A 23,598-nucleotide genomic window follows, 5' to 3' on the forward strand; every position below is an offset into this window, starting at 1 on the left:
GCGACGCACGATAACCGTTTTATCCTTTTGTTTGGTCAAACAGAAGGAAAGTAGAAATGCCAACGGAGAAGCTATCGATGCGTAAAATAAGAGAAGTTTTAAAGCTGCGATATGAAGGTGGCTTGAACAATAGAGAAATTGCAGCAAGTGTTGATATTAGTGCTAGCACAGTGAGTAGCTATTTATCACGTGCCAAAATGTTTGACGTGTCGTGGCCATTGCCTGTGTCGATGAGTGACGCTGAACTTTATGCTCGCTTATTTCCCCAAGAGTCTAATCCCAAAAAACTTAATAGACCTACCCCTGATTTATCATGGGTTCATCGAGAGCTAAAACGCAAGGGCGTGACCTTATTATTGCTATGGTATGAGTATCGCAGCCAATATCCTGATGGATACGGATACAGTCGTTTTTGTGAGATGTATCGAGATTTCTCGTGTAAACTGAATCCAAGCATGCGTATTACCCATCATGCCGGTGAAAAGTTATTCGTAGATTATTCTGGACTCACTGTTCCATGGGTTGATAAAGACACAGGCGCACTACACAAAGCAGAAATCTTTGTAGCAGTGCTTGGTGCTTCGAACTATACGTTTATTGAAGCAGCAGAAAGCCAGAGCTTACGTCATTGGATAGCTGCGCATATTCGGGCATTCGAATTTTTTGGTGGCGTTACCACCAGCATCGTTCCTGACAATCTCAAGTCAGGAGTTACACAACCCCATCTCTACGACCCCGATACCAACATGACTTATCAAGAAATGGCCAACTATTATAATGTCGCTGTTATTCCTGCTCGAGTACGATCCCCGAAAGATAAAGCCAAAGTTGAAGTGGGTGTACAGGGTATTCAACGATGGATTTTAGCTCGATTGCGAGATTGTACTTTCTTTAATATTTCTGAGATTAATTCAGCAATAGCCCCCTTATTGCAAGCTTATAATGAGCGTCCATTTCAACAGTTATCTGGCTCTCGTTATTCCCAGTTTTTAGAAATTGATAGGCCTGCATTAAAATCATTACCCATTCATCGTTATCAATTTGCTTATTGGAAACGTGCTAAAGCTGGAATTGATTATCATGTGACCATTGAGAAACATCATTACAGTATTCCATGGCGTTATCTTGGGGAATTCATTGATGTTCGAATTGGAGACCGAACGATTGAATGTTTTTTAAATAATAAACGTATCGCGCTGCATCAACGTTCATTTAAGCCAGGTCATACCACACAGAATGAACATATGCCAAAAGCCCATCAGGATTATGTTTCATGGACACCTGAACGATTACATCGATGGGCACAAAGTATTGGGCCACATACAGCTCAATTAATTGATGAAGTCATTAGTTTGCACAAAATACCACAGCAAGGTTATCGCGCATGTCTTGGTATTCTTCGCATGAGTAAAAAATATGGAAAAGAGCGTTTAGAAAATGCAGCGATTAGAGGGCTTCATATTGGTGCAGTTCGATATAAAAATATTGAGTCCATTTTAAAGAATGGGTTGGATAAGCAGCCGCTATCAAAGCCTGCCAGCACGAGTGCGGCTGCTGATATAACTAATCACCATGAGAATGTTCGTGGTGCAAATTACTATCATTAACAGACTCAGGGAGATATTGTTATGTTAACACAGCCATTGTTCGAACAGTTAAGAGAATTACGCTGCCACGGCATGATTGAGGCATTACAAGAGCAGATGCAGCAATCTGATATTCATCAATTATCTTTTGATGAACGATTTAGTTTACTAGTAGAGCGAGAGTGTATTGTACGTGGAAATCGCAAGTTAAGCACTCGATTGCGGCAAGCCAGACTCAAAGCCAATGCGTGTTTAGAGGATATTGATTACTCGGTTTCAAGGGGAATCTCAAGGGCGGTAATAAAGCAACTTGCTGATTGTTATTGGGTTGGGCGAAAACAAAATCTACTGATCACCGGTCCCACGGGTACCGGTAAAACGTGGCTTGCATGTGCTTTAGCTAATCAAGCGTGTCGTAATAATTTTACGGCACGTTATTTACGTTTACCAAGACTATTTCAGGCACTTGAATTAGCCCGAGGTGATGGGAGTTTCCCTAAATTACTTGCTTCATTAGAAAAAATCCAACTCCTTATATTGGATGATTGGGGTTTGGCTCCGATGAATGATGAGCAACGCCGTGATTTACTTGAAATTATGGATGACAGGCACAATCAGTCCTCAACCATTGTGACTAGCCAACTACCTGTTAAGCTCTGGCATGAGGTTATTGGTGATTTGACATTGGGGGATGCTATCTTGGATAGACTTGTTCATAACTCTCATCGAATTGATATGAAAGGTGAGTCAATGCGAAAAAAAATAACTACAAAATTAGATAATCTGGAGGATAAGTCATAAACTTTAAAAAAGCGTCGCTTTGCTCCGGTTTGATCGCCATCGAATGGAATCAGTGATCGGTATCAAATGGAATCTATGATCGCGATGGAATGGAATCTTTGATCGGCATCAGTGGAATCTGCAGGCCCCGAGAACCAGAGGTTTTGACAAAGGAGGTGAGTTGATACTCATCTAAAATCTTTTTTAAGGCGAAAGCAGTTTCTCGAATTTTTTCAAAATCATTATCTTGGGGATCCAAATCAAAAATAATTTGATCCGGTTTGTCAATCGCAGACATAGTGGACAGTGAAATATGAAACTCTAGAATATTTTGTGCGGCCAGATAAACCAAAGCCTTTTTAGAGCGGATACCTGCCATTTTCATGCTTAAATCCTTTTGTATTCGAGGTACAGTAAATTCTTCAATGAAATCAGGAAAATAATCAGGACGATGTTTACTATAAAAGCCAGACTCATTAATACCATTTGGGTATCGTTTAAATGATATTGGCCTATTTCGCACAAAAGGCAAAAGATGTTCTGCGATTTTATAAAAATAGTCTACAACCTCTTTTTTTGAAATCTTGTCATCTGGATAAAGTAATTTATCAGCATGAGCTATATCAATGCCTTCAATTTCCATAGTGATTGACTCCAAGAGGTGATGTTCTCATTATTAATTGGTGCACAAAATCATAATGCAAAGGACTGACATCATCCATTAGAATGACAAAGCAGGGCTCATTACTCTTCTTTGTAGCGTTCTCTTTAGGTTCTTGGGTTTTCCTAAAGTCTCTTTTCCGTTGATAACGCGTTAATTTCTTGTTTTGGAACATTATTTAAATCCTTTTTCTGTACTTTCCACTAAATTACCCTCAATAGGCTTAATGGATGTTATGGTTAACAAATGATCTTTATATAAATTTATTAGCCAATCAATTAAATTACAATTTATGAAACGCAATAAACTATTGTTCCAAAGTACGGTTAGAAAAGACTTTTTTAGTTTCCTGCAAGAGGATACAATGTTTTAAGGTTAGAAAAAAAATTAGAAAAGGTTATTAAAATAGGGGCATTGGGTGATTATTTTTCGTTATTTAGCCAAAGAAGTGTTTCTCACTTTAATTGCGCTCACCTCCATACTCGTATTAATTTTTTTGAGTAACCAACTTATTCAATACCTCAATCGCGCAGCCTCCGGAAATATCCCAGGTGTCATTATTATGAAGCTAATGATGCTTGAACTACCCACTTTATTGAGTCTATTGGTTCCATTAGGTTTTTATATTGCCATGTTGCTCGCATACGGTCGTTTGTATGCTGAGAGTGAGATGACCGTATTGCGTGCCTGTGGTTATGGGCCAAATCAGTTATTAAAACACAGTTTTATTATGGCGACTGTCGTAGGGATTATTGTGGCTGTAATTATGATTTGGGGAAGTCCTTTAATTTATATTGAACGAGCGAAGTTGTTGCGAACTACAGGGATAAAAACTTTGGTCCAAACGATTATGCCTGGACGTTTTCATGCGATTAATGAAGGTCAAGAAGTGTTTTATGTTCAATCGATGAGTCGTGATCATACCAAAGCGGAACAAGTATTTTTGGCAAAACGTAGTTCGGTCAATAATCAAATTCGTTGGGATATCTTATGGGCGGATCAAGCTTTTGCAGAAACTGATGCAAAAACAGGAGAGGACTATATCATTCTGCAAAAAGGCAAAGAATATCAAGGAATTCCAGGACAGGCGGATTATCAAGTCGCAGAATTTGGGCAGTATAAAGCCCGCTTGCCCCATCCTGTTGTCAATACATCGGAAGATCTACGGACAATGAGTACGACCAGTTTACTCCCTTTCAACAATGAAGATCCTGCTAAGGTAGCAGAGTTGCAATGGCGTTTGTCTGTACCCATTATGGTATTTACTTTGACTTTAATCGCTGTTCCGTTGAGTCGTATCAATCCACGTTCAGGGAAATATGCTAAATTATTCCCCGCAATCATCATTTATATTTTATATGCTAATTTGTTATTTATTGCCCGTGATGCAATGGTTTCTGGAAAAATGCCTCAATGGATCGGTTTATGGTGGGTACATCTTATCGTAGTTGCCTTCGGTTTGTTCTTAATCGGGCGTAATCAGGCGAAATTGGCATGATGAAAATATTAGATCGCTATATTGCGAAAACTGTTCTTGGCTCAATTGGCTTAGTGACGCTCATGCTCGTAGGGCTACAAATTTTCATTTTATTTGTCGACCAATTAAATGATTTAGGCCGGGTGGATTATGGGATTACGCAAGCTGCATTTTTTGTTTTATTGCAAATGCCCTACCAAGTCTATTTATTTTTTCCTATGGCAAGCCTTCTCGGCTGCTTGATTGGGCTAGGAATTTTGGCCAATCATAGTGAGTTGGTGGTCATGCGGGCATCAGGAATGTCTATAGGGCAGATTACTATGGCGGTTTTAAAGGCCTCCATCGTACTGATTGTGTTGGTTACTGCATTAGGAGAAACTGTAGTTCCATACTTATCGCATTATGCCAATGATTATAAGACTGCTGCAGTCAGTGGCGGACAAACATTGAGAACCTCAAAGGGATCTTGGTTGCGGTATGGCAATGACTTTATTTCAGTAGGTTTAATCCTCCCTAATAATATTTTAAACAATATTTATCAATTTCGTTTTGATAGTCATCATCATTTAAAAATGTCTCGTTTTATTGCCGAAGCTCGCTATACCCCTACAGGTTGGATTGCATATAATGTACAGCAAACCGATTTTGAAGCAGATAAAACCAAAGCACAGACATTTGCCTCTCTTCCCTGGGATGTATCTGTAAAACCAAAAATTTTGACAATCAGCAGTATTGAACCGGATGAAATGACCTTACAAGAACTGAATCGTTATATAAGAGAGCAAAAGCGAAATCATCAAAATGTACATAATTATCAGTTTGCTTTTCTTCAACGGATTATTCAACCATTTACGACTATGGTGATGATGATCCTTTCCATCCCATTCATTTTTGGTCCTTTGCGTTCAACGACTATGGGCTCAAAATTGTTGGTTGGTGCGGCAGTAGGATTTAGTTTTCATATTTTTAGCCGTTTTTTTGGTCCACTGAGTACCGTATTTCAATTACCGCCAGAATTAGCTGCTTTAGGGCCTACTTTTATTTTTGCTTTATTGGGTTTGTACTTAATGAAAAGAGTTAGGTAAGTAGGTTATTTTACAATAAAGAATGTTTTCCACCATCTTAGGCTCTTGCAGCCAGGCTACTTATTTAATGTTCTGCCCCTTTTTTTATGGTAAAATATTGTCCATATCGTATTAAAATCTTAATAATATGAAAATCCAGTGTAAGTTTTGCCGACAGCGTATGGAACCGACGGTGTGTTGGGAAAAAAGATTAATCACTACGGACCAAGCCGTTTATTATTGCAGTTTATGTAAAAAACAATTATTTGTTTTAGGCGGTTTTTTAGATAAACCATTTTGGCAACGCCCCATCTATTTATGGTTTTGCGGCTCGTTTATCATTGATCTAATCGATTATTGGGAAAAAGCGAAAAATCTTTTAAGTGAAATGCATCTTGGTAAATTTTTATACCTTGTTTTATCCATCATTGTAACCATTATTTTTTACTTCTTTTTAAGATAACAGCCGCTTCCATTTGCAATAGAATAGACGCAGGCTGGACCTTGGCCCCAAAGTTTCATAACACGTTTGTATTCAAGGAAAGTTGAGCCGAAGCTCAAGCGATGTCCGCAAAAATCATCGATGAGAACATGGCAGGTAACGGATTTATACTACTTGCCCCGCGGCCCATCCTGAGGACCATGCCCATTGAAAATTATAGCCTCCTAGCCAACCGGTGACGTCTAAGGCTTCGCCAATAAAATAAAGGCCAGGAACCTCTTGAGCCTCCATGGTTTTTGAGGAAATCGCATGACAATCCACGCCGCCAATGGTTACTTCAGCAGTGCGATACCCTTCTGTACCATTAGGTTTAACCAGCCACGAGTTGAGTTGTTTCGCCACAGACTCCAAATCACGATTTGAGAGTTCAGCAAGTTTCTTGTCGATAATCTCAGGTGCAATGAAGAGTTCAATAACTCGTTTCGGCAAGTGCATGGACAAGATTGAATTTAATTGTTTTTGTGGTTTATCTGCTCGTGCAGTTTTTAAATAGTTCAGAAGATTAATTTCAGGTAATAAATTAATACAAATGCTCTCTCCTGGATGCCAATAAGAAGACAATTGCAAAATGGCAGGGCCACTCAAACCGCGATGAGTGAATAGCGTATTTTCACGAAACTCAATGCGTGTATTTTTTACTAAACTGTCAACACTAATCCCTGAAAGCGGGGCTATTTTTTCTTTCTCTACAACATCCAAAGTAAAAGGAACTAATCCGGCGCGAGTAGGCCATACTTTGATTCCAAATTGCTCTGCAACTTTATAAGCAAAAGGGGTGGCTCCCATCGTGGGTATGGATAAACCACCAGTGGCAATAACCAATGACTGACAAGGAACAATTCCTCTATTGGTTTTTATTTTAAAATTTTGTGATTTTTGAATCTCTTCTATGCTGGTATTCAATTGGATTGTAACCCCTGCCGCATCACATTCTTTAAGCAACATATCGACAATATCTTTTGATTTATTATCACAAAATAATTGTCCTAAGGTTTTTTCATGAAAGGGAATCTTATATTTTTTTACCAGTTCAATAAAATCCCATTGGGTATAACGAGTTAAAGCAGACTTAAAAAAATAGGGATTATGGGAGTTATATTTTTCAGGTTCAATGTAATAATTAGTAAAGTTACAACGACCACCGCCTGACATTAAGATCTTTTTTCCAACTTTATTGGCATGATCAAGTACCAAAACCTTACGGTGACGTTTGCCTGCTTCAATGGCACACATCAAACCGGCGGCACCGGCACCTACAATGACGACATCAACTACTTCCATCGGATTTGACTTGTATAAAATAAACGGCTGCAAGAGTAACATGCATGAGGGGTAATTCAAAGGGCGCTCCTTGATCGTAGTGAGATTTTTTTATACGATTGCTTAACTCACTATTTATAAAAGTATTTTATGTCCTTGTTGAAGCATCTTCTGGCAATCTTATTAGGTACTACTGTTTTACCTTTCCGTGTTCTGGTGAATAATACCTTTTATGCACTAGCAGCGCTCTTTTTGGGAGTGGCCGTTCTAGTCGTGCTTCCTATTAATTTGGCGGATACCCTTAAAGAGAAGGGAATATCGAACAGGGTGAATTTTCTAATCACGGCGTTGATTTTTTTGCCGCTACTCACGGCAATAACTACAGTTGCCCTTGCAGGGATAGCAGTTTATCTGACCTTTAATACCGTTATTAATATGCTGGAGTCATTGTGGGTTGGTTTTAAAAATGGCCTGCTTTATGGTATGGACGGTTTTTGGAATGCATTAGAGTCACAACGATTGTTCAACCCAATCCCCCCTGAGAGCTCTTCTCGGGCTAGAGTAAACACACAGCACGCAATTAATGAGGTCGATTTTGATGGATTTCAACGCGTTAATATTGAGGACTTGCACGATGTTCCTGTAGCCCCTAAGCCTTTGGAAGTTCTAGATCTGGAAAGCAATGAAGGGCAGGTGTCCACTAAATTGTTAAATGAAAATCAATTAAAAATAATCCAGAAGCTCATTGATGAATTACCTAAGCTTAAAGATCCGTTGCCTCCACTGGCGAAAAAGCAATTTGAATCGTTACAGAAGTTATATACGCAATATCAAGATCTATCACTCAAGCTGGAAAAAGTAAGACTTGCTTTAGAACAAGATGATAAAAGCCAAATAAAGGATGAACTGATCGCCGATATGGAGGTGAACACACCTATTTTGCTGGTCAAACAATATCAGGATGGCCAAAAATGGCTTAACATCCCTGCAACCAGTTATGTTACCGATAAAAATAATTTATTACAGTGGTTGCAACATAGTCCGGTTCATCCTCTAAATAAGGATGTTTTGAAAGAACCTGGAGATTATAATGGCAAAAAAACAAGATATATTTGGTATCTGCTGACAAAAGACAATTGCTCGTCCCAAGAGCTTGATGAGGCTGCTGTACAAATGCGCTTTTTAGTCAATGCATTGTCCATTAGGTTAACTGAAAAGCAAAAATTAGATTTAGGGCTGGGTTTATCGCCACAATCTTTTTTTGCTCCAGTAGCTCATGATAATTCTGTACTTTCTCTGGATAAGGATAATTCAATGAATTTTGGCCCAGGTTAGTATGGTGATCTATCGCTCAAAAAAGACCACCGCTTCTTGCTAGAATAAATGGCATTGCTATTTTCTTGTTGGATTCATCACTCAAAAGGACAATTTAAGTTTATACTGTAGATAGGTAAAATGATTCTTTTAAGGGACCAAGATCATGAATGAACTTGATATTTTGCGATTATTTTATGACGAGATGAAAAATCGTGGAACAACTCGAGATCAAGTATTTTTGAGTATGGAAGAGGATGCAGCGGCGATGCTTTCTCAAAAAATACAAAGACCTGTCTCTGTAGAAGAGGTACAAAAATTAACGGACATATGCATTGCCAACGAATGGCTGGAACGGACAACAGCAGACCCTCATTATAAATATTTATCGTTAACTGAAGCGGGATTACAAATTATTTTAGCCAATCGATACAGTTAATTGTTCCTAAAGGGTATAAACTTTAAGCAAAAATAGGTAAAATACGTCAATTTTATTCTTTTTTGTTGTCAATATGCCAAAACGAACTGATATTAAATCCATTCTTATCCTCGGAGCAGGTCCTATCGTGATAGGACAAGCTTGTGAATTTGATTATTCTGGTACCCAAGCAGTACGCGCCCTCAGGGAAGAAGGGTATCGGGTAATTTTAGTAAATTCTAATCCCGCAACCATTATGACCGATCCAGAGCTTGCTGATGCAACTTATGTTGAGCCTGTTTCTTGGAAGGAAGTAGCACGGATCATTGAAATTGAGCGTCCAGATGCTCTTTTGCCTACTATGGGTGGACAAACAGCGCTAAATTGTGCGCTGGATCTGGTGCGTGAAGGGATATTGACCAAGTATCAAGTGGAAATGATTGGTGCAACACGTGAAGCAATTGATCGCGCTGAAGATAGAGAAAAATTTCGGCAATTGATGATTAAAATCGGTTTGGATATGCCACGCTCGGCAATTGCCCATAGTATGGAAGAAGCAATCCAGGTGCAAGCACAATTAGGTTATCCAGCGATTATTCGTCCTTCGTTTACTATGGGTGGCAGTGGGGGCGGTATTGCTTATAACCGAGAGGAATTTGAAGAAATTTGCATGCGTGGTTTAGAGTTGTCGCCAACCCATGAATTATTAATCGATGAATCAGTGCTGGGTTGGAAAGAGTATGAAATGGAGGTTGTGCGCGACAAAAATGATAATTGCATTATTGTCTGTACCATTGAGAACTTTGATCCCATGGGAGTCCATACCGGTGATTCGATTACTGTGGCTCCCGCGCAAACACTCACCGATAAAGAATACCAACGCATGCGTGACGCCGCGATTAAGGTGTTAAGGGCGGTAGGCGTTGATACAGGCGGGTCGAACGTACAATTTGCCGTCAATCCTGAAGATGGACGCATGCTGGTTGTAGAAATGAACCCCAGGGTTTCTCGAAGTTCTGCTTTGGCTTCCAAGGCAACTGGATTTCCGATCGCGAAAGTCGCTGCAAAATTGGCTGTAGGCTACACTCTTGATGAGTTAAAAAATGAAATTACGGGGGGCAAAACTCCTGCTTCATTTGAACCAAGTATCGATTATGTAGTGACTAAGGTGCCTCGGTTTAATTTCGATAAATTCCCACAAACTTCCAATACGTTGACGACGCAAATGAAGTCCGTAGGGGAAGTGATGGCCATCGGATCCAATTTCCAAGAGTCATTACAAAAAGCAATTCGTGGGTTAGAAATCGGTCGTTGTGGTTTGCATCCTTTATTCCAAAAAGGTGATTTAGCACGTCTCAGAGGACATTTACGAGAACCGACACCGGATCGACTCTGGTACATTGCCGATGCATTTAGAAGCAATATGTCGCTTGAGGAAATTCATCAGGAAAGTCGTGTTGACCCCTGGTTTTTGGCGCAAATTGAAGAATTGATTGCCTTGGAACGGTCCATAGCAGGTAAAAAACTCTCCGATGTGGATGTCGTGACTTTGCGTTTGCTGAAGCGACGTGGTTTTGCTGATGCTTATTTGGCTAAAATTTGGTCTTGCGCGGAAGAGCAAGTACGTACACGACGTAAAGAATTAGGCATTGTGCCTGTTTATAAACGTATTGATTCTTGTGCTGGTGAGTTCCCCAGTGATACGGCTTATATGTATTCTTGTTATGAAACCCGTTGTGAAGCTCGCCCCGATAAACATAAGAAAAAAATTATGATTCTCGGTGGGGGACCTAATCGTATTGGTCAGGGTATTGAGTTTGATTATTGCTGTGTACATGCTGCTATGGCGCTTAGAGAAGCCGGTTGTCAGACCATCATGGTCAATTGCAACCCTGAAACTGTATCTACTGATTTTGATACCTCAGATCGCTTATATTTTGAGCCTGTGACTTTAGAAGATGTATTAGGTATTGTCGATGTAGAAAAACCCGATGGAGTTATTGTTCATTACGGTGGCCAAACCCCCTTAAAATTAGCCCGTGCTTTAGAAGCAAATGGGGTTAAAATTATTGGAACTTCTCCTGATGCCATCGATAGAGCTGAGGATAGAGATCGGTTTCAAAAATTAGTGACTGAGTTGAAATTACATCAGCCCGATAATGGTACGGTGCGTAGTGAGGCAGAAGCGATTACTTTAGCCAATAAGATTGGTTATCCCTTGGTGGTTCGCCCGTCCTATGTGCTTGGAGGCCGAGCAATGGAGGTTGTCTACCAAGAGGATGATTTACGCCATTATCTCTCGCATGCAGTGGCTGTATCTAATGATTCACCCGTATTGTTGGATAAATTTTTAAATGACGCTATTGAAGTCGATATTGATGCCGTTTGTGATGGAAAGGAGGTATTGATTGGTGCCGTAATGGAGCACATAGAACAGGCTGGCATTCATTCGGGCGATTCTGCATGTACGTTGCCTCCCTTCAGTCTCAGTGTGGTGGTACAACAAGATTTAATGGAGCAAATGCGCCAAATGGCATTGAATTTAGGCGTAGTTGGTTTGATTAATGCGCAATTTGCGATTCAAGCGGATGACATTTATGTTCTAGAAGTTAATCCAAGGGCTTCAAGGACTGTTCCTTTTGTTTCCAAAGCGACAGGGTTGCCTTTGGCTAAAATTGCAGCGCTTTGCAAGTTGGGAGTTAGTTTAAAAGAACAAGGCTTAAGTCAAAATCATCATATGCCCTCGTTTTATTCAATTAAACTTCCCGTTTTTCCTTTTATCAAATTTTCTGGAGTAGATTCTATTCTTGGCCCTGAAATGAAATCAACAGGTGAAGTAATGGGTATTGCCAGACGTTTTGGACAAGCTTATGCGAAGGCACAATTGGGCGCTGGTTCTAATATAGCTAAGAGACGACGTGCGTTTGTCTCAGTGCGCGATGCAGATAAAACACGAGTAGGTGAAATTGCAAAGCGATTGATTGAATTGGGTTTTGAAATCATTGCAACACGAGGTACTGCGTTGGCTTTGCAGGCGGCTGGAGTGGATTGTCGCAGAGTATTTAAGGTCAATGAAGGTAGACCTCACGTTTTGGATTTTATAAAAAATAATGAAATTGATTTTATTGTAAATACAACCGAGGGCAAGCAAGCAATCGCCGATTCTTTTGCAATCAGGCGCAATGCATTACAACACAAGGTCAGCTATACTACGACTTTATCAGGAGCTGAAGCGGCTTGTTTGGCTATGAAATATGAGGATAGAGAGACTGTAACCCGATTACAGGATTTACATTAGGGAACATAAAAATTGTAGCCTGGGTGGAGGCGCAATGATGTCAACTAAATGATGCACTATGGATTAGACAGAGTCATCATCATAAGGATGCATCCCCGTATTATGCTGCGCGCTGATACGGGCTACGTATAAAGCTTAATTGACATCATTGGGTGAAGGTCTTAACTTATTGCGCAAAGCTCTTTCTCTGTTGTATTGGAGAAAAAGTAGAATTACCAGGGAATTATTTTTTTGAGGTAGATATGAGTAAACACCCCATGACAGTACAAGGTGCGGAAGCACTGAAAGAAGAATTACAACGTTTAAAATTTGTTGATAGACCTCGTATAGTTGAAGCGATTGCTACAGCACGAGCTCATGGTGATTTGAAAGAAAACGCCGAATATCATGCTGCTCGCGAACAGCAAAGTTTTAATGAGGGGCGTATTCAGGAGTTAGAAGCAAAATTATCACATGCACAAATTATTGATATCAGTAAATTACCCAACAATGGCAAGGTTGTTTTTGGTTCAACAGTTACCGTCAGTCATATAGCAACCGATGCGCAGGTTACTTACAAAATTGTTGGTGAAGATGAAGCCGATATTAAACAGAATAAAATCTCTTACAGCTCTCCTATGGGTCGTGCCTTAATTGGTAAAGAATTGGATGACTCCGTCATTGTTAACACTCCAGGCGGTATGGTGGAATACGAAATTATTGATGTGCAGTACCTATAATTCGAGAACGTGCCGGTGCGCGGGCACGTTGATACTTAGGGAAATGAGTTTTCTATACGTAAAAAGTGTCAAAAAGGTCTATACTTAAGTATAGTATTTTGAATAAATGCTTAAGTGATTCGCCGCAACAATAAAAAATATAATTAACCTTTGTGTTACTATTACAGGAAGTAATAATGGACACTTTGTCTGAATGGTTTCAAACTACTCCAATTCCGGTTGATGTAATAACGGGTCACTATGATGTAAAGTTAGTGATCTTATCCTATATAATCGCAGTTTTTGCTTCTTATGTGGCTTTAACTCTTGTAGGCAGACTTCGTGCTACAAATAATAAGCATGCGCGAATCTACTGGCTTGCAGGTGGTGCTTTTGCCATGGGGGCAGGAATATGGTCCATGCATTTTGTTGGCATGTTAGCTTTTATTATGGGTATGCCCATGGAGTATGATTTAAGTTGGACGGCAGCCTCCCTAATTGTTGCCATACTTGCCTCCGCCTTAGCTTTGTTTATTCTACAGAAAAAAGATTACTCCATTTTGCACTTTGCTTTGGGTGGCTTAATCGTTGGTCTTGCTATATCCAGCATGCACTATATGGGCATGGAGGCAATGAAGGTTCATGTAACGATTCATTATTTACCGACTTTATTTGTTCTTTCTATTCTCATTGGAGTTGCTGCCGCAGAGGCTGCTATTTGGTTAGCCTTAGAAAGCAATTATGGTTCAAGTAAAAGACAATTTAATTTAAAAATATTCAGTTCCTTACTCATGGGGCTTGCCATTTGTGGAATGCATTATACAGGGATGTCCGCCGCAGTATTTACCCCCAATTTATCCCATGTGATGATAAACGAAAATGCAGCGATACAACCTAGTTATTTAGCCTTTTTCATTGCAGGGGTTAGTGGATTAATTTTTGCTCTTGCACTGACTGTCTCAAATTATTATAAAAAAATGGTCACGGCGATCTCAAATAAGAAGGAATTTCTCAATGCAATGCTGGATAACTTAGAAGATGGGATTATCGCATGTAATGCTGAGGGGCGAATTACGGTCTTAAATCATACGATTCAAAAATACATTAACTTAGACAAGTCAAATAAAACCATCAATAACATCTTGGATTATTTTAGTTTTTACACTACGAATAATAAGCCCATTAACCCTGAAGATTTTCCTCTTAAACGCGCTTTAAATGGTGAACGAGTACGCGCTGTTGAACTTCTGATGCATATTAAAAATAATGGGATTCGCAATGTAGTCATTGATGGGCAAAAAATAATTAATTCCGAGGGAAAGAACCTGGGCGCAGTGATTGTAATCCATGATGTTACTGATTTGAAACAAACTGAAAGATTAAAGAATGAATTTGTTTCAATAGTTAGTCACGAGTTACGCACACCACTTACTTCTATTCGGGGTTCTCTCGGACTTTTAGTAAGTGGGGTCATGGGTAAATTTCCCGAAAAAATAATGAAATTGCTTGAAATAGCAAATAATAACTGTGAACGTCTATTGTTGTTAATTAATGATATTTTGGATATTGAAAAAATTGAAGCCGGGAAAATGGATTTTGAATTAAAAGTCACCAACTTAAATGAAATAGTTCAGGAATCAATAGATGTTAATAAAATGTATGCAGATAAGTTCGGGGTAAAAATTGAATTAATTTCCCCTGAAAAAGAATATTTAGTCACCGTTGATTCCGGTCGTCTAATGCAAGTTTTGGCTAATTTGGTTTCTAATGCCTGTAAATTTTCTTATGAAAAAGAGACGATTACGTTAAGAATCCAACAAATTGATTCATCGGTGCGTGTCTCTATTACCAATAAGGGTACGGGAATATCACCTGAATTCCAACCTCGAATTTTTCAAAAATTTTCTCAAGGCGACTCTTCAACGACTCGAGGAAAGGGAGGGACTGGTTTAGGATTAAATATCAGCAAGACCATTATCGAGAAAATGGGGGGATGCTTAAGTTTTGAGAGTAAGCCTAATGATCTCACTACCTTTTATTTCGATTTACCAATAGCACACCAATTGCATATTAGCCAAGAAAAAAATCAAATAGCTGCTTCAGAGACTAGAAAAAGGCTACTTATTTGTGAAGACGATAGTGATCAATCAAATTACCTCAAATTACTATTGGAATCGGCGGGTTTTCTTGTGGAGGTGGCAAATACCGCGAAAGAGACACGAGAAATGTTAGAAAAACAGGAATACCATGCGCTCTTGTTGGATCTCATATTACCGGATCAAGATGGAGTTTCGTTTATTAGAGAACTGCGCTCCAATAAAAAAACAAAAAATTTACCTATTATTGTGCTTTCTGTGATTGCTGAAACAGGAAGGGAATTATCCAATGGAGATGCTGTTTCAATAGTTGATTGGTTGGATAAACCAATAGATTTTAATAAGCTACTTTTTACAATCAGCAAAATACAAAAAAATAACCTCCAAAGTAAACCTCATATATTGCATGTTGAAGATAATAAAGATACCCAAAAAATTTTAGAAGTGCTGCTGGAAAAACATGCGAATGTTACAACCGCGAATAATTTACACGAAGCAAAAAAAATGCTTGAAAAAGAGAAATATAATTTAGTGATTTTAGATTTATTGTTGCCCGATGGAAATGGTGCCGATATTCTTCCTTTGATATCGAAATATCATGCGCCGGTACTTGTATTTTCTGATACCAAATTAAATGAAGATTATTCTAAGTATGTGAGCCAAGCATTGCTTAAATCGAGTTCCTCAAATGAAATTTTATTAAATACGATTCAAAACCTTATTTAACGGGTTGATTAAAGGAAAGGATGATGGCTGATAAAGAACTTAAAAAGATTTTATATGCAGAAGACGAAGAGGATATAAGAGCGATTGCCCAAATTGCTTTGGAAGATATTGGTGGGTTTACGGTGAGGTATTGTTCTAATGGGAAAAAAATTCTCGAAGAGGCAATAGAATACATCCCCGATTTGCTTTTATTGGATGTCATGATGCCAGAAATGGATGGACCTACTACCTTACGAGAAATACGTAAGAATCCAAATTTTATAAAAATACCCGCTATATTTATGACGGCTAAAATACAAAATAATGAGATAGAAGATTATAAGTCGATCGGAGCAATAGATGTCATTAAAAAACCTTTTGATCCTTTGACCCTTGCGACGTCAATAAAAAATGCATGGTTGAAATATAATGGATGAAAAAATACAGAAAAAATTACATGACCTTTTTGTTCTCTATGGCAAGAATTTACCAGAAAAAATTCATAATATAGAGATCCAATGGCATGAGCTACTCAAAAAATGGGATTTAGCAGGCTTTCAAACCTTTCATCGCGATGTCCACAGTTTGTGCGGCTCAGCGGGAACCTATGGTTATATGGAATTAAGTAAGACAGCGCGCCAGATGGAAATATTATTAAAGGAAATTTTAGTGAATGGACTATTAACTCATGAGGATCAGGAACTAATTAATTCTTTTTTTGCCCAATTAAAAAGTGTATTAGCTAGAGAGGCTCCTAAAAGACCACTCATTTTTACGGACGTAACGGAACTTACCGACAATAAATTAGTGTACATCTTAGAACAGGAAACTGATTTAGTTCATGAACTGAGTGAAAATCTTAAATACGCTGGCTATCATGCACACCCTATCGATGATATAGGGTCTTTATTAAGTTCAGTTCAAGAAAAACAACCTATTGCACTAATTGTTGATACCAATTATTTGAAAAAATCTGCTCTGGATAAACTGATTGCGATACAAAAAAAGCAGAAAACACCCATTCAATTATTTTGTATCGTGCCCAATGCTGAGTTAGCACCGCGACTTACCGCAATACGTGCCGGTTGCGTGGCTTATTTTCAAAAGCCCCTCGATGTAACGTATTTAGTACAAGAATTAAACATAAATTGCAGTTCAACCGTTAATGAAGCATACCGCATTTTAATTCTGGATGACTCTAAGTCACTTGCTGAATATTATTCACTGATTTTAAAACAAGCCGATATGATTACTCGCGCCATCACCAATCCATTAAATTTATTAAAAGAGCTTGAAACTTTTCAGCCCGATCTATTGTTGATGGATATTTATATGCCAGAATGTTCGGGTTTGGAGCTTGCTGCGTTACTGCGTAAGGATAGAAGATATACTAAAATGCCTATTGTTTTCCTCTCTACAGAGGATGACAAAAATAAAAAATTAGCAGCGATTAGTTTGGGCGGAGATGATTTTCTTACCAAACCTGTTTCACCACAGGATTTGGTTTCAGCGGTACGCTCACGATCCAACCGTGCAAGTATTTTAAATTATTACATGACTACAGATAGTCTGACGGGTTTATTAAACCATTCGAGTATTTTAAATCGTTTAAATATTGAAGTGGCTAGAGCGAAACAACAGAACTCACCTTTGTCTTTTATCATGATCGATATTGATCATTTTAAATTGATTAATGATACCTATGGTCATCCTTTTGGTGATCTGGTAATTAAAAAGCTGGCCTCATTATTTATGGTTAGTTTACGTAATCGAGACATTATTGGACGATATGGCGGGGAGGAGTTTGCAATCATTTTGCCCGGTGCTGATTTGGAAAGCAGTCTAAAAATTTGTAATGATTTACGGCTTCAATTTTCCAGAAATTATTTTACTGTGAATGAGCAAAAAGTTCATGTGACGATTAGTGTTGGCATTTCATATTTTAATGGCAATCATGATATCAACAGCATTGTAATCCAGGCAGATAAGGCTTTATATAAAGCCAAGGAAAAGGGTCGGAATCAAGTAGTTGTTTTTGATGAAACACTTATTGTGAATTAGTGTTCTGAGCCTATTGAAATTCCTGGTCTGTATTTGCTATTCAGTTAAAATTCGCTCCAACTGTGGAGAGGGGACAGAGGTTTGGGTTTACTCGCTGTAATCAATGCGCCAGCCGCCCTGAGAGACCTCTTCTCCTTTGTCCCTGTCATCCTGGCTTAGCGAGTGAACTTCTCGTTTGATAAAGTGCTCGAGGAAAGTGGTATTTCGTTGCACTTGGGATGACGGGCTCAGGGGAGAATGGAGGTTTTCTTAACCTATGGAAATGATCCTAGGATGAAGAGGGATGTAACCTGGGTTTCGTAGATGCCCAGGTTCATTCTTCTATTAGGGTTGAAATACGTCTTGTTGAATCCCACCCACAACCCATTGAGGATTGTTAGGGAATTGACGAAAGTGCCAAATTTCATCAAGCTGGCTTGGTTCATCATTTTCTTTAACAGTGCCAGTAAAGCGAACACTTGCGATTAGAGAATTAGATTGTCTTGAAACATCAAGTAATTCAGCGTCTAAACGGATGACTTCTGTTTTATTAGGCGCATCTCCCCGCTCATCCAATTGCATTTTAATTTCTGCAAATACCTCGGGTGCGGTGAAATCACTCATATCTTGAAGATTCTTTTGATCGTAAGCTGCTTGTAATCGATTAAATGTCACCTTTGCTTCACGTAAAAAGGCCTCAGGTACAAAACCTGCAGGATACTCAGCAACGCCATTATCGCCATAACCCCCTGCATTGCTGCTATTGAAAGATTGGGTAAAATTACTAAAAGGATTTTGGTTAAAGGAGTTGGTTTGGCTTTGTCCTGACTGAAAGCCAGGCTGCATTCTTTTGCGGAAAAAACCGACAATGAAGAAAATAATCGCACCTACAATGATCCATGACAAGATCCCACTGGTAAGACCATGTCCCATAAATAAGCTGGTCAGTAAGCCGCCAATTAATAAACCACTGAGTAAACCACCCCATCTGCTTGGATTTTTGGTGCTTTGTCCCATAACACTGGATTTCTGTACTTTATTTTGAGAAAACATGGCGTTTTGTGAACGCTGTATGCCAAAGCTTCTACCTGAGCCAAAACGCTTAGCAGAGGCTTCGTTAACCAGCAGGCCAAAACTGAATAAGGCAATAAGCAAATAGGAGATAAACGTACGCATAAAATAGACCTTTCTTTTTTCCAATTGAGATAAAGAGTATATATGAAATCCAAGGAATCTGCCTCTTTGTTGTTAAAATTTTAACTATAATTAACATAAAAAGTTGAATGGAGTTTAAAAATTTGGCCTCAGTCACGTAGGATGGACATGATGCAATAATGAATTGAATTGCCTACTGTATCTGAATTATAGGGAGATAATGATGTCTGAGCATCAAAAAGAAGTTATGGGTGGTATTGGGCTCTTTGCCTCTTCAAAAGCACCACCAAAAAATACCGTTGAGTCACAATTTCAGAGTTTAGTGAATCGTATTGAAGATGAAATAACCTATTGCAAGCAGCAAAAGGAAAAACGCCCAAGGTTTCAACCGTATTCCGATCAACTATCCGTATTAAATGCGACCAGGAATTATCTGTATGACAATATAGGGTTTAATATTTTAGAAGAATACATGAGGATCTATCCAAAATGGGATAAATCTCTTCAAGCCTCCAGTACCAAGATACTGATTAACGATGCAATCGCTTTTAAAAATGGTCAACAACAACCGGCGTCAATGAGATTAGAAAAGTAGGCCCTTCCCTAATTCTGCAAAGGGGGTGGATAGTTTCTTAAATAAGTGCTTTTCTCCTCATGTACTCGCGGCTGTCCGCTCTTGTCTTTTCGCGTTTCCCTTTCACAGCGGGTTTGGAAAGAGGTCTAGTGGTTCAGAACTATACTATCGAGTCACGCAAGGTAAATCCATTTAAAATTCCTGGTGTGAAGGGATTAACTTGATTGTTTGTTTTTAATAAGTAACGTCCTGAATTACTGTTAATTTCAAAGAGAATTTGCAAGCTGGAACTGTCTTGCTCATCAACCAAAACATTTACTTTCTCGAGTAGTTTAAATAAGGCCCATGTTCCTTGTTCTGCCAGTTCATAATGATTGCCTTCAATGGAGTCCAGCGCAAGCTTTGCATTGGGTTGTGGCCAGGAAAAACGAATTACTGAATCACTGCCTTGATTATCAGTTAATTTGGTTCCGCCAATCTCAAGTTCTAGATTAGCAACTACAGGATCAAGACTGATTTTTTGCAAACTAAAATCAATTTTGCTTTCTTCACCATGATCAGGGAAGAACATATTGGTAATAATATTGGCTCGGATGAGCGCATCTAATGTTTCTGACGCTATGGGTAGTACCGAATCATTGACCGCTTTAGGTTTCCACTCCGCACTGGAAACGTCCAAGAAAGGTTTCACGAAACTTTCAGTAAATGTGTTTAATGCGCCATGAGTAGAGAAGAAATGATTAAAATCATTTATTGCTATTTCTTCTTTCTGCGACGCATCAAAAGGATAGCGTCTGGCAATAGTCATTTGGAATTCTCTAAAAACCGTTTGTTGCCATTGTTGATTGATATACTGACGACTGTCTTTTATTAAAATGCCCCAGGTATCACTTGCTAATTGCTTGGTCCAGGTACTTAAAGGCTCCGGTAATTGCCGGGCTTGATTGTAAAGCAGGCTTACTGGATCGGAGGCACTATCACTGGCAAAACGTGTTCTAATAATATTAAAGGCCGTTTTGCCGCCATCATTTATCATGGATAACGTGGAGATAAATCGCTCTAAATCAACGATCTTTAAGCCTAGTTCTTTAGTGCTGGAATGGCTCATTAAGTTCAAATCAGTAAACTGATTGGCAATGGAATGATTAAAAGGTGATGAATTATCAGTTAGATCGGCTTTAGTTTCTTGTTGAATTAAGCCAATCATTTTACTCAGTGCATGAGATTGTTCTAAGCTTTTAACTACCTGTCGCCCTGCTTGATAATCTTGGTAATGTAAAGGCTGTGACTTACGCATGAATGTTTGCCACCAGGTGACATAATCAAAACAATAGGCTTGAGTGATCATTTCCTGTAATTGGACCGTATCATTGCGCGCAAGTACCCAATTTTCTTTTTGTAAATTATGGCTAATATCAGGAATTTTTTGCATCACTTCATTAAAACCAGAACGGGTAAAGTAAACCGGCAGTTCGCTGGTTGCCAATACAAAACCGTTAATTGCAATTTTCTGTTTTGCAGTAGGGAAAAACTCTTTAGCGATGGAATAATAAAGATAACTGGAGGGCAATGCATTTAAATAATTTCTCGCATCAGTAATTACCTGTTGTTTCACAGTTATATTTTTTGGTGGTTTGCTTAATAGAAGTTTGAGCAGCGCCATTTGTTTCTTGAGAGCACTTTCAGGTTGTTTGTTCCATCGGTTAGCAAACCAATCATGTACTTGCATCGCTGAGAAATGTTCTGGTTGGCTAAGCATCAAGTAAATTTTCAGCGCATTATAGCGAACAATCGGCGTATTACCTGGATTGTTGATTACCTCTTCTAACTCATGAGTTAAAGAGGGTAAAAATTCACCATGGAGACGATTTTCAGCATTTTGGTGTAAATTTGTTTTTAATTGATGTACTGTGGGTAGCGACAAGGAGTTACTTGAAATATGACTCATCGTTTTTGCAGCATTAGACAAATGATAAAGAGCCTGTTTTTCTTTATTTTCTTGACTATTGAGTACATCGTAAGCCAGTAATTCTTTACTTGCTTCATCCAATAGATGAGCTGTTTTGTAGTGGTTGTAACTTAAGAGGAGTAAACTGATCCCGGCGATACTTGCAGTCGCTGCAATAATGGGCTTTTGTGAAAATTTTCTTACTTGTGGTACTTGACTACAATGCTCTTGAATGGTTTTTAATGCGCCCTCAACAAAATAAGCCCTGAAGTTTGTAGCTTGCGGGAATGTATCTTGTACTACCAATGCATATTCATGCTGAATTTTCTTATTTAACCGATCAATACTTACACCACCTTGCTCGGCACTAGTAAAGTAAATGGAGTGCAAATTAAAGAGCTTCGGTGAAATTCCTTGGATGAGTGCCTGGATAGGGGCTCGCAAACTTGCAACCTGTAATGGAAACTCCCGGATTAAACTGCGTCTCATTGTTGAACGTGCAGGATGCATTTTATTAATTACTTGTTGACCAATTTGTTCTGTAAGCTGATTGAATTGTAATGAATAAGCTTCTATTTTTTTCTTAAGTTCATTTCTACAATCAAGCGAAAATCCTAGAGGTTTCGATAAATCAGTTGCGTGATCGGCTTGATAAAATTCGGTAAAACCTGCAAGGGTATCCATTTTGGTAAAGATGAGTGCAAGATTGACCGAGTAATTTAGATTTGCCCCAAACCGCTCCAACAATTGCACATGTGCTTTTTTGTGTTCTGCAAATTGTCCCGGATCAGCAATAAGTAGTTCATTGACATCAATGCATAAAACAAGACCAGTAATTTTTAGATGCGAGTTGCATCGATTTAATTGCTTTAGCGTGGCTTGTAATAAGGTCTTGCTGTTATTCAGCCAATTTTCACCCAGCTCAATGATGATTCCTTTCTGATTGAAATAAATTTTAGCATGTTGTTCGCTAAAAACAGGTATTTCTTCCATATTACTTTGCTTTAATATGGCCGATTTTCCTTGAGCATTTTTACCGGTAATCACTATAAAAGATAGTGGATTGCTTTGTGGCTTTAATTGTGAAAGTATTTTTTTTATAGCATCACATAGTGCGTGTAACGAATTGTCCATTAGCTGTCCAGAAGAGCAAGTTGGGTATGTCCAAATAAAACGGTTTTTGCTTTATTTTCCAATAAATATTGGCTGGTGAAAAAAGCAAGTGCAACCACAGCAACGGCAGAAATCAACGTTATTATGGCAGCTTTATAATTTTTTTTAACTATTTTGGGTATAGGGTTTTCATTAAATAAGCGGCGTGGTTGATTAAACCGATTTTGTTGAATTATTTGATAAAGATCTTCAATGTAATTATCTAAACTCTGTCGTCCATCTGGCTTGAGATGGTAATGGCCTTCAAAACCAACAATCAGGAAAAAATAAACCAATTCAATAAGATCAAGGTATTGATTCGGTCGCTCTTTAATGTAGTTAAGAATTTCAAAAAAACGATGTTGTGGCAGCGCTTCATCCGCCGTCAGTGGGGTAAACGCTTTGAATTCAGCAGTAATCTGATAGACGCGCATGTAATTTTTACCAATTATTTCGTCTATGGTAGCGGACATTAAATAATAGGCAATAGCAGCAAAGTCTGCTGGGTATTTGGAGGCATCCATCTTGCTTTGAAAGGCCAGTAATTCATGCTCAATGTTGTCTCTAATATTTTCAATAGGGGGAAGCGATGGACTAAGACATAGTCGTTCCAATAGGGATAGTAAAGGACCTGCTGCTGCAACTAAAGCATTAGTAGAAAAAGGAGCAATAAATAATTTTGAACGATAGTAACCTTGCGGGACAAGCATGGATCCCGAATTAACAAGCTGACTGCTGACCAGTGAGGCTGGATAATGCGCAACTGTCATGGTCTTGCTCCTAATAGGTCTTGATTCAAGCATGAAATCGTAGTGCAACACTCAAATTAAAAAGAAGATGATACGTTATATAACGCGCATAGTTCAAGTG

General features: G+C 38.7%; 19 protein-coding genes. 13 read left to right on the top strand and 6 right to left on the bottom strand.

Annotated elements, in window-relative coordinates; all coding sequences use genetic code 11:
• Positions 1-56 precede the first annotated feature (56 nt).
• Both istA and istB read left to right on the top strand, forming a co-directional pair.
• Positions 57-1,607 carry an IS21 family transposase gene (istA, locus tag OQJ26_RS06955; RefSeq protein WP_265703157.1) on the top strand — a complete coding sequence of 517 codons (1,551 nt, stop codon included), beginning with the start codon at positions 57-59 and terminating at the stop codon, positions 1,605-1,607.
• A gap of 21 nt (positions 1,608-1,628) precedes the next feature.
• Positions 1,629-2,387, top strand: a complete 759-nt coding sequence (gene istB / locus OQJ26_RS06960; protein ID WP_265703158.1) for an IS21-like element helper ATPase IstB — start codon at positions 1,629-1,631, stop codon at positions 2,385-2,387.
• 73 nt (positions 2,388-2,460) lie between these two features.
• Here the strand turns inward: istB and ligD are convergent, their stop codons facing one another.
• Together ligD and OQJ26_RS06970 are read right to left on the bottom strand one after the other, a co-directional pair.
• Entirely contained in the window at positions 2,461-3,009 is a 549-nt protein-coding gene (gene ligD / locus OQJ26_RS06965) for a non-homologous end-joining DNA ligase LigD (protein ID WP_265703159.1), read from the bottom strand.
• Positions 2,999-3,202 (bottom strand): hypothetical protein, encoded by a 204-nt coding sequence (locus OQJ26_RS06970; RefSeq protein WP_265703160.1) that lies wholly within the window; start codon positions 3,200-3,202, stop codon positions 2,999-3,001. The genes ligD and OQJ26_RS06970 overlap by 11 nt, the downstream gene beginning before the upstream one ends.
• A gap of 243 nt (positions 3,203-3,445) precedes the next feature.
• On the opposite strand from OQJ26_RS06970, the gene lptF reads away from it, so the two are divergent.
• The 3 genes from lptF to OQJ26_RS06985 all read left to right on the top strand — a co-directional run bounded on the left by lptF (position 3,446) and on the right by OQJ26_RS06985 (position 6,031).
• Positions 3,446-4,525 carry an LPS export ABC transporter permease LptF gene (gene lptF, locus OQJ26_RS06975; protein WP_265703161.1) on the top strand — a complete coding sequence of 360 codons (1,080 nt, stop codon included), beginning with the start codon at positions 3,446-3,448 and terminating at the stop codon, positions 4,523-4,525.
• Positions 4,525-5,589: an LPS export ABC transporter permease LptG gene (gene lptG, locus OQJ26_RS06980; protein ID WP_265703264.1), complete on the top strand. Its 1,065-nt coding sequence runs from the start codon at positions 4,525-4,527 to the stop codon at positions 5,587-5,589. The genes lptF and lptG overlap by 1 nt, the downstream gene beginning before the upstream one ends.
• Positions 5,590-5,761: 172 nt before the next feature.
• Entirely contained in the window at positions 5,762-6,031 is a 270-nt protein-coding gene (locus tag OQJ26_RS06985; protein ID WP_265703162.1) for a hypothetical protein, read from the top strand.
• 144 nt (positions 6,032-6,175) lie between these two features.
• Here the strand turns inward: OQJ26_RS06985 and OQJ26_RS06990 are convergent, their stop codons facing one another.
• On the bottom strand, positions 6,176-7,351 hold the full coding sequence (locus OQJ26_RS06990; RefSeq protein WP_265703265.1) for a BaiN/RdsA family NAD(P)/FAD-dependent oxidoreductase: 1,176 nt from the start codon (positions 7,349-7,351) through the stop codon (positions 6,176-6,178).
• A 129-nt stretch (positions 7,352-7,480) separates the two neighbouring features.
• Between OQJ26_RS06990 and OQJ26_RS06995 the strand changes: the two genes are divergently transcribed.
• The 7 genes from OQJ26_RS06995 (at position 7,481) to OQJ26_RS07025 (ending at position 17,920) form a co-directional block, all read left to right on the top strand.
• Entirely contained in the window at positions 7,481-8,665 is a 1,185-nt protein-coding gene (locus OQJ26_RS06995; RefSeq protein WP_265703163.1) for a coiled coil protein, read from the top strand.
• Between the two features lie 145 nt (positions 8,666-8,810).
• Positions 8,811-9,083 carry a hypothetical protein gene (locus OQJ26_RS07000; RefSeq protein WP_265703164.1) on the top strand — a complete coding sequence of 91 codons (273 nt, stop codon included), beginning with the start codon at positions 8,811-8,813 and terminating at the stop codon, positions 9,081-9,083.
• Between the two features lie 73 nt (positions 9,084-9,156).
• Positions 9,157-12,360, top strand: a complete 3,204-nt coding sequence (gene carB / locus OQJ26_RS07005) for a carbamoyl-phosphate synthase large subunit (protein ID WP_265703165.1) — start codon at positions 9,157-9,159, stop codon at positions 12,358-12,360.
• Between the two features lie 242 nt (positions 12,361-12,602).
• Entirely contained in the window at positions 12,603-13,079 is a 477-nt protein-coding gene (gene greA / locus OQJ26_RS07010) for a transcription elongation factor GreA (RefSeq protein ID WP_265703166.1), read from the top strand.
• A gap of 176 nt (positions 13,080-13,255) precedes the next feature.
• Positions 13,256-15,880 (top strand): MHYT domain-containing protein, encoded by a 2,625-nt coding sequence (locus OQJ26_RS07015; protein WP_265703167.1) that lies wholly within the window; start codon positions 13,256-13,258, stop codon positions 15,878-15,880.
• A gap of 23 nt (positions 15,881-15,903) precedes the next feature.
• Positions 15,904-16,296, top strand: coding sequence for a response regulator (locus OQJ26_RS07020; protein ID WP_265703168.1), 393 nt, complete (start codon positions 15,904-15,906; stop codon positions 16,294-16,296).
• Complete coding sequence (locus OQJ26_RS07025; protein WP_265703169.1) at positions 16,289-17,920, top strand: diguanylate cyclase; 1,632 nt, start codon at positions 16,289-16,291, stop codon at positions 17,918-17,920. The genes OQJ26_RS07020 and OQJ26_RS07025 overlap by 8 nt, the downstream gene beginning before the upstream one ends.
• A gap of 324 nt (positions 17,921-18,244) precedes the next feature.
• On the opposite strand, the gene OQJ26_RS07030 is transcribed toward OQJ26_RS07025, so the two are convergent.
• Positions 18,245-19,075 (bottom strand): Tim44 domain-containing protein, encoded by an 831-nt coding sequence (locus OQJ26_RS07030; RefSeq protein ID WP_265703170.1) that lies wholly within the window; start codon positions 19,073-19,075, stop codon positions 18,245-18,247.
• A gap of 202 nt (positions 19,076-19,277) precedes the next feature.
• On the opposite strand from OQJ26_RS07030, the gene OQJ26_RS07035 reads away from it, so the two are divergent.
• Entirely contained in the window at positions 19,278-19,649 is a 372-nt protein-coding gene (locus tag OQJ26_RS07035; RefSeq protein ID WP_265703171.1) for a hypothetical protein, read from the top strand.
• Positions 19,650-19,788: 139 nt separating this feature from the next.
• On the opposite strand, the gene icmF is transcribed toward OQJ26_RS07035, so the two are convergent.
• On the bottom strand, positions 19,789-22,710 hold the full coding sequence (gene icmF / locus OQJ26_RS07040; protein ID WP_265703172.1) for a type IVB secretion system protein IcmF: 2,922 nt from the start codon (positions 22,708-22,710) through the stop codon (positions 19,789-19,791).
• Positions 22,710-23,498, bottom strand: a complete 789-nt coding sequence (icmH, locus tag OQJ26_RS07045) for a type IVB secretion system protein IcmH/DotU (protein WP_265703173.1) — start codon at positions 23,496-23,498, stop codon at positions 22,710-22,712. The genes icmF and icmH overlap by 1 nt, the downstream gene beginning before the upstream one ends.
• Between the last annotated feature and the right edge of the window lie 100 nt (positions 23,499-23,598).

The sequence above is a fragment of the Legionella sheltonii genome, from assembly GCF_026191355.1.
In the GTDB taxonomy this organism is placed as follows: Bacteria; Pseudomonadota; Gammaproteobacteria; order Legionellales; family Legionellaceae; genus Legionella; species Legionella sheltonii.

Bases quoted from the DNA above. Each gene is read 5' to 3' on its own strand.
- istA (WP_265703157.1), top strand. From the start codon at position 57: ATGCCAACGGAGAAGCTATCGATGCGTAAAATAAGAGAAGTTTTAAAG.
- istB (WP_265703158.1), top strand. From the start codon at position 1,629: ATGTTAACACAGCCATTGTTCGAACAGTTAAGAGAATTACGCTGCCAC.
- ligD (WP_265703159.1), bottom strand. From the start codon at position 3,009: ATGGAAATTGAAGGCATTGATATAGCTCATGCTGATAAATTACTTTAT.
- OQJ26_RS06970 (WP_265703160.1), bottom strand. From the start codon at position 3,202: ATGTTCCAAAACAAGAAATTAACGCGTTATCAACGGAAAAGAGACTTT.
- lptG (WP_265703264.1), top strand. From the start codon at position 4,525: ATGAAAATATTAGATCGCTATATTGCGAAAACTGTTCTTGGCTCAATT.
- OQJ26_RS06990 (WP_265703265.1), bottom strand. From the start codon at position 7,351: ATGGAAGTAGTTGATGTCGTCATTGTAGGTGCCGGTGCCGCCGGTTTG.
- OQJ26_RS06995 (WP_265703163.1), top strand. From the start codon at position 7,481: ATGTCCTTGTTGAAGCATCTTCTGGCAATCTTATTAGGTACTACTGTT.
- OQJ26_RS07000 (WP_265703164.1), top strand. From the start codon at position 8,811: ATGAATGAACTTGATATTTTGCGATTATTTTATGACGAGATGAAAAAT.
- carB (WP_265703165.1), top strand. From the start codon at position 9,157: ATGCCAAAACGAACTGATATTAAATCCATTCTTATCCTCGGAGCAGGT.
- greA (WP_265703166.1), top strand. From the start codon at position 12,603: ATGAGTAAACACCCCATGACAGTACAAGGTGCGGAAGCACTGAAAGAA.
- OQJ26_RS07015 (WP_265703167.1), top strand. From the start codon at position 13,256: ATGGACACTTTGTCTGAATGGTTTCAAACTACTCCAATTCCGGTTGAT.
- OQJ26_RS07020 (WP_265703168.1), top strand. From the start codon at position 15,904: ATGGCTGATAAAGAACTTAAAAAGATTTTATATGCAGAAGACGAAGAG.
- OQJ26_RS07025 (WP_265703169.1), top strand. From the start codon at position 16,289: ATGGATGAAAAAATACAGAAAAAATTACATGACCTTTTTGTTCTCTAT.
- OQJ26_RS07030 (WP_265703170.1), bottom strand. From the start codon at position 19,075: ATGCGTACGTTTATCTCCTATTTGCTTATTGCCTTATTCAGTTTTGGC.
- OQJ26_RS07035 (WP_265703171.1), top strand. From the start codon at position 19,278: ATGTCTGAGCATCAAAAAGAAGTTATGGGTGGTATTGGGCTCTTTGCC.
- icmF (WP_265703172.1), bottom strand. From the start codon at position 22,710: ATGGACAATTCGTTACACGCACTATGTGATGCTATAAAAAAAATACTT.
- icmH (WP_265703173.1), bottom strand. From the start codon at position 23,498: ATGACAGTTGCGCATTATCCAGCCTCACTGGTCAGCAGTCAGCTTGTT.